This window comes from Enterovibrio nigricans DSM 22720, assembly GCF_900167155.1.
GTDB lineage: Bacteria > Pseudomonadota > Gammaproteobacteria > Enterobacterales > Vibrionaceae > Enterovibrio > Enterovibrio nigricans.
The window spans coordinates 1-15,892 of record NZ_FUXU01000085.1; the positions used below are offsets into that span (position 1 = coordinate 1).

15 protein-coding genes and 2 pseudogenes are annotated in these 15,892 nt (G+C 46.8%); 3 read left to right on the forward strand and 14 right to left on the reverse strand.

Annotated features, from left to right (window positions below; all coding sequences use genetic code 11):
- Window positions 1-30: 30 nt before the first annotated feature.
- The 4 genes from B5D35_RS19645 to cysZ all read right to left on the reverse strand — a co-directional run bounded on the left by B5D35_RS19645 (window position 31) and on the right by cysZ (window position 2,354).
- The gene (locus B5D35_RS19645; protein WP_078754192.1) at window positions 31-711 is read right to left on the reverse strand and encodes a hypothetical protein; all 681 of its coding nucleotides are present in this window, start codon (window positions 709-711) and stop codon (window positions 31-33) included.
- A gap of 1 nt (window position 712) precedes the next feature.
- Window positions 713-1,081 carry a hypothetical protein gene (locus B5D35_RS19650; protein ID WP_078754193.1) on the reverse strand — a complete coding sequence of 123 codons (369 nt, stop codon included), beginning with the start codon at window positions 1,079-1,081 and terminating at the stop codon, window positions 713-715.
- 51 nt (window positions 1,082-1,132) lie between these two features.
- Complete coding sequence (locus tag B5D35_RS19655) at window positions 1,133-1,411, reverse strand: phage portal family protein (protein WP_078754194.1); 279 nt, start codon at window positions 1,409-1,411, stop codon at window positions 1,133-1,135.
- A 181-nt stretch (window positions 1,412-1,592) separates the two neighbouring features.
- Window positions 1,593-2,354: a sulfate transporter CysZ gene (gene cysZ / locus B5D35_RS19660; RefSeq protein ID WP_078754195.1), complete on the reverse strand. Its 762-nt coding sequence runs from the start codon at window positions 2,352-2,354 to the stop codon at window positions 1,593-1,595.
- A 345-nt stretch (window positions 2,355-2,699) separates the two neighbouring features.
- On the opposite strand from cysZ, the gene zipA reads away from it, so the two are divergent.
- Entirely contained in the window at window positions 2,700-3,644 is a 945-nt protein-coding gene (gene zipA, locus B5D35_RS19665; RefSeq protein WP_078754196.1) for a cell division protein ZipA, read from the forward strand.
- A 56-nt stretch (window positions 3,645-3,700) separates the two neighbouring features.
- Here the strand turns inward: zipA and B5D35_RS19670 are convergent, their stop codons facing one another.
- The 9 genes from B5D35_RS19670 to B5D35_RS25300 all read right to left on the reverse strand — a co-directional run bounded on the left by B5D35_RS19670 (window position 3,701) and on the right by B5D35_RS25300 (window position 12,943).
- Window positions 3,701-5,269: a lytic polysaccharide monooxygenase gene (locus B5D35_RS19670; protein WP_078754197.1), complete on the reverse strand. Its 1,569-nt coding sequence runs from the start codon at window positions 5,267-5,269 to the stop codon at window positions 3,701-3,703.
- Between the two features lie 254 nt (window positions 5,270-5,523).
- On the reverse strand, window positions 5,524-6,249 hold the full coding sequence (locus B5D35_RS19675; RefSeq protein WP_078754198.1) for a DsbA family protein: 726 nt from the start codon (window positions 6,247-6,249) through the stop codon (window positions 5,524-5,526).
- 17 nt (window positions 6,250-6,266) lie between these two features.
- Entirely contained in the window at window positions 6,267-6,788 is a 522-nt protein-coding gene (locus tag B5D35_RS19680; RefSeq protein ID WP_078754199.1) for a protein disulfide oxidoreductase, read from the reverse strand.
- A complete protein-coding gene (locus tag B5D35_RS19685) occupies window positions 6,781-8,892 on the reverse strand; it encodes a protein-disulfide reductase DsbD family protein (RefSeq protein WP_078754200.1) in 2,112 nt (703 codons plus the stop codon). The genes B5D35_RS19680 and B5D35_RS19685 overlap by 8 nt, the downstream gene beginning before the upstream one ends.
- 53 nt (window positions 8,893-8,945) lie before the next feature.
- Window positions 8,946-9,326 (reverse strand): hypothetical protein, encoded by a 381-nt coding sequence (locus B5D35_RS19690; protein ID WP_078754201.1) that lies wholly within the window; start codon window positions 9,324-9,326, stop codon window positions 8,946-8,948.
- 177 nt (window positions 9,327-9,503) lie between these two features.
- Window positions 9,504-10,406 (reverse strand): protein translocase subunit SecF, encoded by a 903-nt coding sequence (gene secF, locus B5D35_RS19695; protein WP_425291246.1) that lies wholly within the window; start codon window positions 10,404-10,406, stop codon window positions 9,504-9,506.
- Window positions 10,403-12,217 carry a protein translocase subunit SecD gene (secD, locus tag B5D35_RS19700; protein ID WP_078754202.1) on the reverse strand — a complete coding sequence of 605 codons (1,815 nt, stop codon included), beginning with the start codon at window positions 12,215-12,217 and terminating at the stop codon, window positions 10,403-10,405. Before secD ends, secF begins: the two co-directional genes overlap by 4 nt.
- A gap of 131 nt (window positions 12,218-12,348) precedes the next feature.
- Window positions 12,349-12,801 (reverse strand): hypothetical protein, encoded by a 453-nt coding sequence (locus tag B5D35_RS19705; RefSeq protein ID WP_078754203.1) that lies wholly within the window; start codon window positions 12,799-12,801, stop codon window positions 12,349-12,351.
- Between the two features lie 7 nt (window positions 12,802-12,808).
- Window positions 12,809-12,943: a hypothetical protein gene (locus B5D35_RS25300; RefSeq protein WP_280174694.1), complete on the reverse strand. Its 135-nt coding sequence runs from the start codon at window positions 12,941-12,943 to the stop codon at window positions 12,809-12,811.
- A 57-nt stretch (window positions 12,944-13,000) separates the two neighbouring features.
- Here B5D35_RS25300 and ligA point away from each other — a divergent pair.
- Window positions 13,001-14,764: pseudogene (gene ligA / locus B5D35_RS19710) on the forward strand (NAD-dependent DNA ligase LigA); the annotation flags it as partial.
- A gap of 174 nt (window positions 14,765-14,938) precedes the next feature.
- The gene (locus tag B5D35_RS25535) at window positions 14,939-15,343 is read left to right on the forward strand and encodes a BRCT domain-containing protein (protein WP_425291247.1); all 405 of its coding nucleotides are present in this window, start codon (window positions 14,939-14,941) and stop codon (window positions 15,341-15,343) included.
- Between the two features lie 248 nt (window positions 15,344-15,591).
- Here B5D35_RS25535 and B5D35_RS19720 read toward each other — a convergent pair.
- Window positions 15,592-15,892 (reverse strand): annotated as a pseudogene (locus B5D35_RS19720) (IS4 family transposase); the annotation flags it as partial.

Genomic DNA, 15,892 nt, shown 5'->3' on the forward strand with positions numbered 1-15,892 from the left:
ATCGTAGCTTCTAGATTTAGTTCCATCGATTTAAGCAACAAAGCCTAGCTGAGTTACAAATACATCAATGTCACTGATCCCTACATCGTTCCGCATTTGCTTTCTCATGGTGTTTTCAATCAAATTCACTACCGCTGATTTCCATGTTTGTGGGGCGGTGCCATCGGTAGTGTCTTTCTCTCCCTGAATATAGTGAATGCTGCCTTTGCGCGGCTTGCTCGGGTCTGGCAACAATGCGCCAACGGCAGCGGTAATCATGGGGATATTATCTACTTCTGGTGGGGTGGAAAGCTCGGCAATGCTGCGCTTTCCTACACCTGCTGCTGTGTATATGTAGTCATTCGCGCTGAATCCCTTGGTCGTCCGCAAGTAGTTGTAATATCCACTGGCATGAGACTGAAAAGTGTCATATTCAGCAAAAACTTTCAGGCTTTGAATCCGATCAAGTGTCAGCGAATCGCCTTCTGGTCCATTAGTGTCTAAGCCATTCAGGAGGAATACATTCGGCAGATTTGCCAGTTCGGCGGTGCTATTGGTGTTTGGTAATCCACCATCACCCGCTGAAAGGCTTTGTCCGTTGACGAGGGTATAGCGGAGAACAGCAACCAGCGGTTTTTTTAGTGGTGGCGAATCGCCATTGCCTTCCCCACACGGAAAAGGCAAACAACCTGGCAGGCGATCTAGGGGTTCGTTGTCAGGTAATGGCCACATATCACCACCTCTCTACAAACACGTTGAGTTCGTCAAAGCCCGAAAGTGGAGCGTTCGTTGGATCTGCTTCGGTGATAATCGCCCAGTGGGATATCCCGCCCCAGCGAGGCCGCTCGTAACCGTCAATACTGCCAATTTTCGCCAAATCAACCACACCGTGTGGGATCGCATCTTTGGATTTCCGCAATTGCGCCGTACAAGTAATCAAGCCTGTGGCGGCTGGTGCGGGTTCACCGTTCAATAGGGGTTGTAAGTGAATGCGGCCATTGTGACCATAGTTGCAAGGAATAGCTTTGCCTGCTTTTAGTTCATCAAGGGTGGCGTTCATTTCGGTGGAACGAACGCCAGAGCTGTGGCCATGTTCTATCACTATGGTGTCTCCTTGGTTTAGAGAGCGGTATCTGAGTTAGGGAGTGACAAGTCAAACTTGCAGGTGCGCTGGTAGTTGTTTGTTAACCCTTTCCATGATCAGTTTGCACGCTGGGATAACTCCATCTCGCGCATACTTCAAACCGACGCTGGCTGGGTCGCCTAGGTTCGCGGCACCCTGCGGATAATCCCCCCTCCCACCATGGGAGGGGGGAGGCACAAGCATGTCCTGTCCGGTGATGTTCTTAATGCGCGTGAAATCGTCTTTAGTGGCAATGTTACCAACCAGTATCAGCAGAATGCCTTTCTCTTTGCCATTCAGAATGTTCACGAATAAAGAACGAAAATTGCGACCCCTTGTGACGATAGAGTGTGGGATTTCAAATCGTATTCATCGTCTTTGCGGAGGTTTGTTTTAGGTAGGCTTCGCAGTTATCTGCGTAATTGAAGAGCAACACACCTTTGCCCGAGTGATCGTTGGATCAGAGCAAAGGTGTTGTTTTATGGATGGATCAGTAACGAGCGAGGTCGTTCCGGTACTTATCGACCCACATTGCGGTCGCGCCACACACAGCGGCTGGCATGACAAAGAGGTTAAGTATTGGTGTCATAGTAAAGAACATGACTAAGCCGCCAAAACTCATGGTTGAGCCTTTGTTTTGGCGAAGTGTGGTCTTCATACTCGGGAAAGATACGCGGTGGTTATCAAACGGGTAGTCGCAGTATTGGATACCCATCATCCATGCGCTGAACAAAAACCACAATACTGGTCCTAACGTTTGTCCAACGACAGGAACCCACATCAAAATCAGTAAACCAAGTGCTTTAGGCAGGTAATACCAAAGTTTCTGCCATTCACGTTTAAACACGCGAGGTAAATCTTTGACTATGCCAGAGAGCCCATCATCGGGTGGGCGTTTACCTGTTAAGTGCGCTTCCAAGTGTTCTGCCAACAAGCCGTTAAACGGCGCAGCAATCCAGTTTGCAACCGTACTAAAGAAATAGGAGCAGATCACGAGTATGGCGATTGCTAGCATCGGCCACAGTAAGTAAGAAAGCCAGTCGAGCCATTGTGGGAGATACGATAGCCAGCCATCAATCCACTCACTCAGTTGGGAAAGTATGATACCGATAAGTGTTCCCATTAACAGCAGGTTTACGGCGAGTGGAATAATAACAAACCGTCGAATACCTGGAGTGAAAGCCAACGAGAATCCGCGGATAAAGTAGCTAGCACCAGACACGGGTTGCTTGGCCAATTGAGATGGTGTCATAACGTCTCCTTGCTATAAGTCTCCCAATGTTAACGGTTTCGTGGTGAGAATAGCAATTTGGCATACAAGCATGCGTTGAAAGGCATTAATTACGGTATCAGTAACACGTTATAAATTCAGTATCTTTAGGTTGTACGGGTACATCGATGAATTTTCGTGCGCTCTGGTTGTCAAAACCTAGACAGAACAGTGACTTTTTCGGTGTTCTGACGGTATGGACGTTAACTTTTATACACTTTTTGGTACAGTAGTCAGCAATTTGTGAGCACGACATTGCCAAAGGCTGTTCCTAGGTGTTTAGATAGGTACGCCGAACGTCGTTAATTGGATAAATACTGAGATTAAATGATGCAGGAATTGCGCCTTGTTTTAATCATTTTAGGAGCAGTAGCGATTGCTGCGCTACTTCTACATGGTCTTTGGACTAGCCGAAAGGAAAAACCCGCAAAGTTTGCCGAAAGACCCATTGGCAAGCTCAAAGCAAAGGATGACACCGGATTTGATCAAGATGGAATAGGGTCTGTCCGTGTTATCAAGCAGGGTGAATCCGAATCACCAAAAGTGCCAAGGAAAGAACCTGAGTTGAGCTTTGGTGATAAGCCAGATGTCGACCCACTGTTTGCTAACGAAGCGTCGGCTCAAAAGATCAATAAAGACGAAGAATTGGATTTACCGGTTTTTTCTGCATCTGATCATGAAGAGGATGACCTAGGCAAGGCAGCAGAGCCAGATTCTTTGGCGACTAAGCCTGTTTATGACAGCGAGCGCGTGGATGCTGATTTAGACGATGTAGCTCCTGTTGATGCGCCAGATGCAGATGATTCCTTGGATCCTGTGGAAGAAGACGTTGTAGAGGAAACCCCAAAAGAACCTGAGCCGCAGGTTATTATCATCAATGTACTGGCAAGTGGTAGCTCGGAATTCTCAGGGGAAGATCTGATTAACTGTCTTGAGCAACATGGCATGCTGTTTGGTGAAATGGAAATATTTCATCGCCACGCGGATTTGGCTGGTACGGGCAAAGTACTTTTCAGTGCCGCAAATATGTTTAATCCGGGTAGCTTTCCTTTGACATCGATTCATCAGTTTACAACGCCGGGCATCACCTTCTTTATGACGTTGCCTTGCTTTGGTGAAGCAGAACAAAACTTTAAGTTGATGCTAAAAACTGCGCAGGAAGTGGCCGATCAGATGGGTGGCTTGGTCGCCGATGACAAGCGCAATATGATGACACCACAGCGGCTGGATGGGTATCGTGAAAAAATTAAGCAATTTCAAGCGCCTGCGTAATTTCTAATCGACTATACATACAAAAAACGCCCCACAATTGGGGCGTTTTTTAATGGCTAGAGCACTGCGTGCCAAGGCCCGCCGTTTGTCGGCACGTCGCCTTTTGTCCACCACTTCGCGGTATAGGTTTTACCTTTATAGGTTGCTGTATCGCCAGAAGAATAGGTAGCGTTGGTACTCCACTCTGTGTCATTCGGCGCTTTATCAGCAACCCATACGGATGATGTCCCCGGCTCTTCGCCTTTCGTCCACCACTGGGCAGTATAGGTTGTGCCTAAATGCGTTACTTTGTCACCACCCAAATACACTGTATCCGCAGACCAGTTTGTTTCGCCTACAGCACCTGCACCTTTGATGGTGACTGTGATAGTCGCACTTGTTGTTGCCGTGCCATCGTTGACAGACACAAGAATTTGGTCGGTAATATCGGTTGTTGAGCTTGGTGCCACATAAACTAACGATGCATTATTTCCGGTTACGGAAAGCGAACCCGAACTGGCTGTAAAAGTCAGCGCATCATTGTCAGCATCTGACGCAGAGAGTGCGATAGTGACTTCTTTTCCGCTTTCTACTGAGACCGATGTTGGGGCATTCAAGGTGGGGGCACTGTTGCTGGGTACCGATTTGACTTCCAGCTGGAAAGTGCTGTTTTTGTCTTTTGCAAAGACGGCATTGGCATAGATATCACTGCTGTCCCACGTAATACTGCCGTCGGCGGTTTCTTTACCTGCTTGCGCTATCGTCGATGTATTGATGATCTCAGCAAGCTGCGTTGTCCAAATTGATTCTACGTCGTTGTTGGCATCGATCGGGAGTTTTTCAAAGAGGGTTTCTGATCCGTTAGCATCAAAGAGACGGAACCAAACCGTATCACCCGCTTTTGCATCTGTTGTGGATTTAACTAAATTGCCGATATTGTTCCATGTTGGTGGGATGACGTCTCCTCCAAAACTGATGTCACTACAGTTGTAGAAGCCTTCACCCGCAGGATCTTCTCGCTGCCAACGAGAGAACAAGATGGCATCGCCTGTACGATCTGTCGGCAAAGTGATTGCCATTTGGTAGTACTTGATGCCGTTAATCTCTACGACGGGCAGATTGCCAAATTCGGCGATCAAATTGAGATCGGTCCACTTGAGTGAATCGACGGCGGGATTGAAGCTGCTGTTAGAGAGGTAAATTTTCCAAAAGCTTGGATTATGAGGTGTAGCAGCATGGTACAGCAGTGTCATCTTGCCATTAAGTGATGGATCAATAGGTGTGCTTTGCCACTCAGAAGAAGGGATATTCATGCCTGATTTTTTGGGATCGGCCCCAGAGCAGAGCGAACCATCTGGGACTGCAAGCTCAACTGCTGCCTGATTGGTGTAATCAGAGACCAATTTGGCGAACTCAGATTTTTGAACGAACGGATACCACCCTGATTCAAGGTAAGCATCTCGACAAGCGGCGTTAGGGATGGTCGAACCGTCGCTAGAGTCCCAGTAGCCTCCATCGCTATAACAAATTTCTTGCCGGGCCGGTGGATAGTCCATATAGCCATGCGCGGAGGCATTGCCAGTAATTGCAACGGATGATATTGCGGAAGCAACAGCGACATAGGGTAGAAGCCGAGTGCGTGACATGTTTTATCCTCTTTTTGTTGGTTGTTAAATTAATGTTATCTTTCTACTGTGCTCCCCAAGGTTTGGTTAATTAATAGGTAGTCTTCAATTTGAAGATGCTTAAGTTGACGGTCACTCGAAAAAGGAAATGTAAATTTTCATGGACAAGAGAACTTCGTGATCTGTTAATAAGTACATGTCACGAAATATTGTTGGGTGGGTTGAAGATACAGAAAAGGAGGCGAATGCCTCCTTTTGGTGTGGTCTGTTAAGGGTTAAAGGAGACTATCTATTCGTTTGCTCAACTCTTCGAAAGGAAGGTAACCCGGAACAATTTGATCACCAATGATCATGGCGGGTGTACCGCGCATACCGAGTTGATTGAACAACTGGTAGTTCTTTTCGATCATATCCTGTGTTTCTTCAGATGTTTTTAAGCTGTTTTCCGTATCGAATTTTTTTGCCACATTGATGACAGATCGGTTGTCATGTGCGCCTGGCTTTTTGATCAGCGTTTCATTTACATCAAAGAATTTGTCCTTATTTTGGTTCCACACGTTGATGGCAAAAGCAGCAGAGTTTTTGTCTGAGAGTGCGTTGCGCATTTCTATCAGCGGGACGAGCACATTCACCACTCTTACATCGGGATAGGAGAGCGCAACCTGATGAAGTACAGGATCTAGCTTTTTACAAAACGGACAGCTGTAGTCGGTAAAATTAATGATGGTCAGTTTTGGATTAGAGGAACCAAACTGAGGATGCTTAGGGTTGTTATAAAGATAGTCATGGTTCTGAACCAAAATCTGATCTATTTGATTTTGTTGAGTTAAATACCCGGTAATCCCTTGATGCAAATTAGGAATAAGTTCTGGGTTTCCTTCCAGCATGGAAACGATGTCGTTGAGCTGTGACTGCTGTGTATTGTTTAGCGCATTGGCATAGGTATTCGTTGCGGCGAATAGAGAAAGCGATGCCATAATAGCGATAGTGATTTTTTTCATGATTCCCTCAAAATTTATTACGAAAACCACAGACGAGCGAGTAATCCCGGAGGGGACGATATGCCAGTGGTAATTGATTTGATTTTTCCATCGCTGATGATGACGATTGTCGGTGTAGCTTGAATCCCCCACGCATTCGCGAGTGTGCCTGATTCATCATTGATAGTTTCGAACGCAAGCTCATGAGCAGCTAGATAGCGTTTGACTCGTGCAGTATCACCTGAGGTGATCGCGACAGAGACGACTTGATAGTCTTCAGACAACCAGTTGACTGTTGGCGTGACGAACTTGCATGCGCCACACCACGTTGCCCAAAAGTAAGCCAGTACTGGCTGGTCTTGGCTGATTTCGGCTAGGTTAATCTCTTGACCGTCAAGGGTCGATAATTGCTGGATGGGGACGTTGCCACTTGGCATGTCTTGGCTTCGCCATAAATCCACAGCAAATGAGATTGCGACGAACAAAGCAATGTAGGGCAAAACTTCACGCAGCCAAAAACGAGGCTGCTTCCATGACGTTTTTTTCTTCGAACTATTCATGTTGTTCTCCTTTTGCCCAGTTGATTGCGTTCATCACGTCTTTGTCGGATAGCACAACCGGAAGAGGAATCCCTTCTGGCGCGTTTGGACCATAGACAATGTTAAATGGCACACCATAACGACCGTGTTTTTGCAGATAACTTGTCACTGAATCACTTGGCACTGTCCAGTCACCCTGAAGCGTGACCATGTCCGCTGCTTGAAGACGGCTGTAGACAGGATCTTGGAGCAAGACGCCTATCTTGTTGGCTTTACACGTTATGCACCAATCGGCGGTGACATCGACGAAAACAACATTTCCAGCAGACACTTCTTGTGTGATCCGTTTGTCTGATAACGTTTGCCAAGGCAAGTCCTGTGGTAGTGGCGTAACCCAATGTGCGGATGTCAAACTGGCAATCAATAATGTTGCGGCGCTGAGCATAATGCCAATACCACTGATAAGAATGGCCGTTTTCTTCCCATATATTGTTGTGGTGCGCCAGAGCGCCAGAGCAATAATCGTTATTGATAGGAGTACAACCAAACCGAAGGGAAGATGGTTTGTTAACAGGCTGGCTAACCACAAAGATGTCACGAACATCATTGTGCCAAAGAGTACTTTGACTTTATTCATCCATGCCCCCGGCTTAGGAAGACGTTCTGCCAGTGATGGGACAGCAGCAATGACTAACCAAGGTAGCGCCATACCGATGCCCAATGCGGTAAATATGGCGATAAGCGTCGGCGTTGTCGCAGCCAAAGCGAAAGCAACCGCCGTGCCTAAGAAAGGCGCAGAACATGGAGTTGCAAGTAATGTTGCAAACATGCCTTGAATGAAGTGACCAGAATAGGCGTTACTTCCACGGGTAGCCATCCAGGTGTTGGTATTGGAAGAAAGCCGTATTTCAAAAAGCCCTAGCATATTGGCGGCAAAAAGTGCCGTAATAGCTGTCATTAAACCAATAAATATGGGGCTTTGAAATTGGACCCCCCAACCAATCGCATTCCCTGTCATTTTTAACGCAATCAGAAAAGCGGCGATGAGCCAGAACGAAAAAATAATTCCAGATCCTGAAGCGAGAAATTGCCTACGGATTTGGGATTTTTCCATACCTCTAGCAGAAATTACGCTACTCAATTTCAACCCTAAAACAGGTAACACGCAGGGCATAATATTCAGAATTAGTCCGCCGATAAGTGCAAAAACAATGGCCGAACCCAATGAAAAAGCGGGAAGTTTCGTACTGACAATACCGGCTTGCGCTTGTACATGCTGCTCAGCAATAAAGCTATTGTCTTGAAACGTAAGGCTGAGCTCTTCTCCTGCCAGACTGGGCGTGCCCATCCAACTGCTCGTAGAATATACTGCAGAGACTTTGTTGCCATTAACAGAGACCTTGGGAATGGAGAATGCGACATCAAGTAATGCATCAGTTTTCCCGTCTACGATGATATCGGGTGATTGCCATGGCGATGTTTTTTCAGCAGACACCTGAAGTTGTTGCTTGGCTTGGTCCCACACAGCTTGGATGTTATTGAGCTGTGGTGACGGTTTTGGCACATTGCTCATCTCCTTTGCGTACAGGTGAAGTGCACTTGTGTCGACAGACAATTCCCCAGGCGTGAATGACAATGAAAACGGATAATCTGTCAGGACACATACCGTTGTACATGAGGAGATGGTTAGTGTGCCTGCAAACGTGGCAGGTTTTGTCATATCTTCAATGTGCAAGGTGATAGGGAAGATAACATCACCTTTGTAACCAAGCGTGTCGATACCTAACAAGTCAAAGCGTTGCGGGGATGGCCATAACCAATCTACGTTCTCAATATTCTCTGATTGCTGCCAATTTAGGCTGGGAGCAATGCCGCCTTCGCCTGGGGAGCGCCAGTAAGTTTTCCAATCACCTTCCAGTGAAACTTCGAGAAAGCCATCGGCGGTCTGTTGATCCGCGTTAACGCTTCCCGTTAATACAACACGAGACTGAATGGGGGGATGAGAAGGATTTTTTAGCCATCCAGTTGAAGATGCTTCCGCTTGTGCTTGCAAGGGGGCAAATACGAATAGTAGCGCGGCAAAAATGTGCCGAAACACGTAAAAAATGTCAGCTTTGGAAGTCATTACTTATTCCTTAAATAAAACAAATCTAAATTTATAGAAAATTCAGTGTTTGCTTATTCTCGAAACACGCAGAGCATGAGGTGCCGTCGGTAGGGGAGCAATATAGGCTCTGTTGGCGTAAAACCTATGAAGCGGCTGGCTGCTGCTATCCAACCAACAGATAAAATGACGAGTACAAACAGTGAAAGGGTAATGTTGTCCCAACTGAACTTTGAGAGTGAGATGAGGTTTTCAGTCAGCTCACAGTTATCTGAGGGAAGATTAGCGTCACCGTTTGTGGTTGTTTGGTGAAGCGTGGTCTCATCGGCACGGAAAGTAGATGTTTGGCAGGCATTGAATAACCCCGCATTTTGAGACAGACATACGAACACTACCCACCAAACTAAGGTGAGTGCCCACTGTGCGCGAGTTGTTGTGTTCGTCGGTGTTTTCATTCGCTTTCAATGTTCTGTTTTGATGAATACATTCTGTGTATCAAAATCACCGAATGCAAGAAAAGTCAGAAGGTTCAGATGCTGCGTTTTACAAAGAGTTCCCCTTTTTACATAAAAGAACCAAAAAATCCGTAGTTTGCGCATAAAAAAGCCCGCGAATGCGGGCTTTTTTTGATGTTAAGGGTTATCTGTAATTGGCGTCGGTGCGTAGTGCTGAGGTCCCAGTTTTGCCATCTCGGGAATAATCGTTGCAATGGTCATGGTTGACCAAGTACCCGCGACAATACCAATGAACATGGTGACTGAGAAACCAAACAGCGGTTCACCACCGAGTAACCAAAGCGAGCCGACTGATATCAACGTCGTTCCGGATGTGATTAACGTTCTTGAAAGCGTTGACGCAATGGCCCGATTGTTGAGTTCCGCAATGGGTAAATCCACATTGGCTTTTAACAGCTCTCGAATTCTGTCGGAGATGATGATGGAATCATTGAGTGAATAACCCAGTACGGCCAGCAGTGCTGCTAACACCGTAAGGTTAAACTCCATCCCTGTAATCGAGAAGAAACCCAACAGCAAGAACACATCATGAAGCAATGCTAACAGTGCACCTGAAGCCAATCGCCATTCAAATCGGTAGCTGAGGTAGCCAAGAATAACCAATAAGGTGATCAGAACAGCAAGTCCGCCTTGTTCTGCCAACTCTTGCCCAACTTGTGGACCCATCAAACTGACGTTTATCATTTCCACTTGTTTGGAAAATGATTCCAACAGTGGTTTCAATTCAGGCTGGTCACTTAAGGTTTCTGGCGCAGCGTAACGCAACACCCAGTCTCCACTCTCCCCACCAGACACAACGGTAACTGGCTGGTGGAGTGCCGCTTCCAATTTGTGTTGTATGTCGTTGGCAGTCAGTGAAGGGTCTAGGCGTACCTCACTGATCATGCCACCTGTAAAGTCGAGGCCGAAGTTTAACCCTTTGGTACTCAGTGAGATAATAGACAGCGCGATCAGTACAAAGGAGATCAGCGTGCCGAAATGACGCCATTTGGTGGCATTGTTCATGTTAATCAGGCTCATATTTTCACTCCGCGACGTGCGTCTCTGCCCCAAACCAAATTGATGATCGCCCTAGAAGCGAAAATACCTGTGAACATACTGGTCAATAGACCCAGTCCAAGAGTCAGAGCAAATCCCTGAATCGGACCGTTACCGATAGCATAAAGCGTCGCGGCAGAGATAAGCGTGGTGATGTTGGAGTCAAGAATGGTGCTAAATGCACTACTGAAACCCAAATCAATGGATTGTGCGAGGCTACGTCCTTCACGCAGTTTTTCTTTAATTCGCTCGAAAATGAGTACGTTAGTATCGACAGCCATACCTACGGTAAGCACAAGACCTGCAATGCCTGGGAGTGTTAGTACGGCACCGGGTAGTAGTGCAATTAGACCTAACAACATCACCATATTCGCAACCAGCGCAGCGTTTGCAACCCAGCCTAGTTTGCGGTACCACACCGCCATAAATAGCAGGGTCAGGCCCATACCAAGTGCCAGCGCAGCAAAACCGTTTTGAATATTTTCAGCACCCAAAGATGGGCCGATTGTGCGTTCTTCCACGATAGTGACTGGCGCGGTTAACGATCCTGCGCGAAGAAGCAAAGCCAGATCTTGTGCATCAGTCAGTGAACCTACCCCAGTAATTCTGAAGCGATTACCTAATTGAGCTTGAATGGTGGCGATACTGATGATCGAGGTTGACTGCTCAGTCTGTCCCTCTGCGTTACGCGTGTACTCGCTAAAGGCCGTCGCCATTGGCTTACCGATGTGCTTTCCTGAGAAGTCGGACATCATGTGTCCACCCGCGGAATCCAGCGTGATATTCACTTCCGGCATGCCCATGTCGCCCATGCTGCCACGCGCGTCCACAATATGGTCACCGGTTAGAACAGGCTTGCGATTTACATGGACTGGACGCCCGTCTTGGTCATTAATCACGATAGAGCCAGGTTTGTGATCACTTACTACTTCGTAGAACGCAAGACTGGCCGTTGCCCCAATAACATTCTTCGCGGCTGCCGGGTCTTGCACACCGGGCAACTCAATACGGATACGGTGCTCTCCTTGACGCTGCACCGCGGCCTCTGTAATGCCGAGCTCTTGAATACGGCTTCGCATGGTTTGCAGGTTTTGATGTACCGTCAGGTTGGTCAAAGTTTGCATTTCTGATGCTTTAAGATGCATGGACAGTGTGTTTTCACCGTTACCCGTGACGTCCCATTGCGGATATTGCTGGTTGATGAACTGACGTAAGTTCGCTTCATCGTGGCTGCTTGGCGCGACAATGGTGACACCATTGTTTTTCGTCAGTTGAACGCGTACACCACGAATACGTTCGGCACGCGCATGGTCTCGAATGGATTCTGCGGCTTGAGAAGCGTGGGATTTGAAGGCCTGCTGCATGTCTACATCAAGCAGGAACTGAACCCCTCCGCGCAAATCAAGGCCAAGTTTAATGGGTTTGAACCCCATATCTAGCAGCCACTGAGGTGCTGCGGGCACCATAGCCAAGGTGATTGCGTCATCTGTCTCGGTTTGTTTCGTCAGCAACTGCTTTGCAGCGTTCTGTTGCTCGGATTGACCCAAGACGACGGTCGTCTTTCCATTTGATTGGTCAATGCGTGAGACATTGATCCCTTGTTGTTCCAAATCGTGTTTTAGTGCTACCGCAGATGGTTGCGTTGTCTCTGACGTTAAAATAACGGCGGCATTCTCGCCAAACCATGATGGTAGGGCGGAAAAAAGTAGGACGATGATAGTGGTTACTAACACCACGTATTTCCACGCGGGGTAGTGATTCAGCAAAGCCGTTCGTTGTGGTCGTTTTTTCATTTGAAATCTCGTTCACCCATGGATGATGGGCAATAGCATCAATATCACGCCTTTATCGCAGAATAGCGTTCGCTATAGAGCAAGGAATAAACGCGAATAGTTAAGGTGCCGATAGTCGGCAAAGCACGATGCTAGGCTTGAGATTGACTGATAAATCGATAAAGAAGGTTGGAGTCTTTCCAGCCGGACAACCGATGTGCGGTGGATGGAGGTCTCAATGTCCAGTCATGCCAATGGCTAAAAAGATACTGGACTTGAAAAAATGGATTGCGCGTGCCGTGAGTATTCAGCTCGGTGACAAGTTCAAACTCAGGTTCTGCACCGTTGGAATGCTCAGGCATGTAAGAGCCTGCTCTAACTATAGAGGAGAGGCTCGGTGCCAATGATTTGACCGGGGCACTTTGCGCATCAGACGCTGAATTTTCAGACGCGCCGGCTTCGTTGGCTTGAGTGAGGTGAGTAACGCTTGCGGAATGAAGTGGCTGACTGTAGCCAGATACAGGCGCAAAGGCTGACAAAAAGACGAGCAGAATGCTGAGCACGACGCCCATCAACCCTGTTTTACTCATTTCTCTTGTCTGCATTGTGAAGTTACACCTCGAATTGGGCGAACATCTTACTGCTGCCGATCACTTTCAACAAGTACCGTTTGGTCAAGCTCAGGTAAATACCTAAACAACCGGAAGATACAGAATTCAGGTTGCTTGGGTATATAATGTCGAACATTTCCTACCACCAACCATTTGTACCAGTGCAATGGTGAAGACGAATTAGGCAGCATTGATGACCACGGATACTCAACAAATACTGCAGACGCTGAAAGCGCAACTGAACTACCACGGCCACCTTTACTATGTAGAAGATAAGCCAGAATTACCTGACGCCGAATACGACAGGATGATGCAAGAGTTGCTGGCGATAGAGGCTGAGCACCCTGAACTGATAACTGCAGATTCACCAAGCCAACGCGTTGGTGGCAAGCCACTTGGTGCGTTTGAGCAAGTCCGTCATGAAATCCCGATGTTGTCGTTGGACAATGCGTTTGATGATGCTGAGTTAACGGCATTTGAAAAGCGTATACGAGACAGGCTGAGCGCGGTAGAGGGTTTTACGTACAGTTGTGAACCAAAACTGGATGGTCTTGCTGTCAGCTTGATGTATGAGAACGGCATTCTTGTGCAAGCGGCGACGCGCGGTGACGGTACAACAGGGGAAAACATCACCCACAACGCGCGTACCATTCGCAATGTGCCTCTGCAGCTTCAAGGGGCTGGTTGGCCAGCGCGTTTAGAAGTGCGTGGCGAAGTGTTTATCCCGAAAGATGGTTTTGAAAAGCTGAATGAGAAAAACCTAAAAAAAGGTGAAAAAGCCTTCGCCAACCCGCGTAATGCGGCGGCTGGCAGCCTTCGACAGCTAGATCCAAAAATTGCCGCAACACGTCCACTGCGATTTTATGCTTACTCAGTTGGCCTAATGTCTGAGGTGTTCGGAGACTCACATATTGGTCGTTTAGCGCAGCTTAAGATGTGGGGTATTCCACTGAGTCCAGAAGTGAAAAAGGTGGACGGTTTAGCGAATGTGATTGCCTACTACCAGGACATCATGACGCGCAGAAATGAGTTGCCTTACGAAATTGACGGCGTTGTGATTAAAGTGGATGCCATCGCAACCCAAGAACGATTGGGCTTTGTCGCGCGTGCACCGCGTTGGGCAATTGCTTACAAATTTCCGGCGCAAGAAGAAATCACACTTCTTCAAGATGTCGAATTTCAAGTCGGGCGAACAGGTGCCATCACACCAGTAGCAAAGCTAGAGCCAGTGTTTGTTGGTGGCGTGACGGTATCAAACGCGTCGCTGCACAACGCGGATGAAATCGCACGTTTGGGCGTAAAGATTGGTGATACCGTGATTATCCGTCGTGCAGGGGATGTGATTCCTCAAATCGTCAGTGTGGTAGAAAGCCGTCGTCCAGATGATGCGAGGGACGTGGTTTTCCCTGCTGAATGTCCTGCATGTGGGGCGCCTATTAGACGAGTGGTTAAAGAAAAAAAGCAAAAGACCACAAGCAAGCTAGTTGAAATGTCCATATCGCGTTGTACAAACGGATTGAATTGTAAGGCGCAGCTTAAAGAGTCAATAAGTTACTTTGTTTCTAAGCGTTGTATCGATATCGATGGATTGGGTGAAAAAATTGTCGAACAATTAATAACGTCGGGTTTAGTCAAGACTCCTGCGGATTTATTTGATTTAACGACAGGCGATTTTTTAAAGCTTGATGGGTTCAAAGAATTGTCGGCAAATAACCTAGTTTCAGCGATATCAGTGCGGAAAAATGTAGATTTAGATAGGGTTATCATTAGCCTAGGTATTCCTGAAGTCGGAGAATCGACCTCAAAAGCTATAGCTAAAGATATTGGGAGTCTACAGCGCTTAGCTAAGTGTCCGCGTGAAGCATTGATTTTGATTGACGACGTTGGTGCTGAAGTAGCTGGGGAAATTTACAACTATTTCACCAGTTCAAGCCGTCAGCAGTTTTTAACTCAGTTGTCCGATAAGCTTGAAATTTCGGGCGAAACTGAATTTGTTTCCGCCGATTTAAAAAGAAAATCGACCCTATTTCACTACTTCAACCAGTTGGGCATACCGAAAGTAGGCAAGGTGAATGCTAAAAAATTGTCCGATAGTTTCAAGTCTTTAGTGAGATTTTCTAGTGCTGAGTACATGGATTTTGTGTCTCTCGGCTTCAATTCGACGTTGGTGAGTGCTTTAAGAAACTATTTGAATGATTCCACAAAGCTGGAGTTGAGCAATCTAGAGTACTCATTAAGAGAGGTTGGATTGCATTGGGAGCAAGATGTTCCTATGGATATTTTTGAGCATGATGAGCCGAAAAAATTCGAAGGAAAGACTGTAGTTCTTACTGGTACCTTCAATTATATGAAACGCAATGATATCAAAGCATTGCTAGAAGATATGGGAGCAAAAGTATCGGGCTCAATTTCGAAAAATACATACGTTCTCATTGCTGGAGAAAAAGCTGGTAGCAAGCTAGCAAAGGCAAATGACCTTAAAGTAGTGATTTGGGATGAAGAACGACTCTGGAAAGAGTTAGGTGAAAACCAATAGTACTTGTTTTAACTGGGAACAAGTGTGACATGAGACAAGAGAGACCTCAGTCGGAGGTCTCGTTGCTAAAAATAGTCTTTGATGTCATAAAAGTCACAAGGCCACTACTTTAACTCCTAAACAATGGGCTTTTTTCATTTTGCTTGTGATTTCGTACTTGCCTGTATTCCCCATAAACAATAAAGAAGTCTGTTTAGTTATGGTGCCTGTCACTTGAGCTCCTTTTGTTTCTAGTCTGAAGGATCCCCTCATAATTCGCCCAACCCTGATGAATGCGTCAGCTTCTGGTATTCGAGCATAGCCCATTGATATTGCTTTTCATTGATGCAATATCGCCGATGATTTCTCACCTCGCGGCCCAGACGAGGAATGGAAAGAACACGCCGATGCTTAATAGTATTTGCTTGAAAGTCGTATTGCCATTTGGCTTTTGTCGCAATGAGGCCGTTCCACCACATGAGTATCTCTGCCAACAGCGCAATCAATAGCAAGATGTTGAGGCGCTTAATACAACGCGTTCGGTTGTGTCTCAGAGCCAGTCCATATGCG

Excerpts from the sequence above, each read along its gene's own strand:
- B5D35_RS19645 (WP_078754192.1), bottom strand. The coding sequence starts at position 711 with ATGTGGCCATTACCTGACAACGAACCCCTAGATCGCCTGCCAGGTTGT.
- cysZ (WP_078754195.1), bottom strand. The coding sequence starts at position 2,354 with ATGACACCATCTCAATTGGCCAAGCAACCCGTGTCTGGTGCTAGCTAC.
- zipA (WP_078754196.1), top strand. The coding sequence starts at position 2,700 with ATGATGCAGGAATTGCGCCTTGTTTTAATCATTTTAGGAGCAGTAGCG.
- B5D35_RS19670 (WP_078754197.1), bottom strand. The coding sequence starts at position 5,269 with ATGTCACGCACTCGGCTTCTACCCTATGTCGCTGTTGCTTCCGCAATA.
- B5D35_RS19675 (WP_078754198.1), bottom strand. The coding sequence starts at position 6,249 with ATGAAAAAAATCACTATCGCTATTATGGCATCGCTTTCTCTATTCGCC.
- B5D35_RS19680 (WP_078754199.1), bottom strand. The coding sequence starts at position 6,788 with ATGAATAGTTCGAAGAAAAAAACGTCATGGAAGCAGCCTCGTTTTTGG.
- B5D35_RS19685 (WP_078754200.1), bottom strand. The coding sequence starts at position 8,892 with ATGACTTCCAAAGCTGACATTTTTTACGTGTTTCGGCACATTTTTGCC.
- B5D35_RS19690 (WP_078754201.1), bottom strand. The coding sequence starts at position 9,326 with ATGAAAACACCGACGAACACAACAACTCGCGCACAGTGGGCACTCACC.
- secF (WP_425291246.1), bottom strand. The coding sequence starts at position 10,406 with ATGAGCCTGATTAACATGAACAATGCCACCAAATGGCGTCATTTCGGC.
- secD (WP_078754202.1), bottom strand. The coding sequence starts at position 12,217 with ATGAAAAAACGACCACAACGAACGGCTTTGCTGAATCACTACCCCGCG.
- B5D35_RS19705 (WP_078754203.1), bottom strand. The coding sequence starts at position 12,801 with ATGCAGACAAGAGAAATGAGTAAAACAGGGTTGATGGGCGTCGTGCTC.
- B5D35_RS25300 (WP_280174694.1), bottom strand. The coding sequence starts at position 12,943 with ATGTTCGACATTATATACCCAAGCAACCTGAATTCTGTATCTTCCGGT.
- B5D35_RS25535 (WP_425291247.1), top strand. The coding sequence starts at position 14,939 with ATGGATTTTGTGTCTCTCGGCTTCAATTCGACGTTGGTGAGTGCTTTA.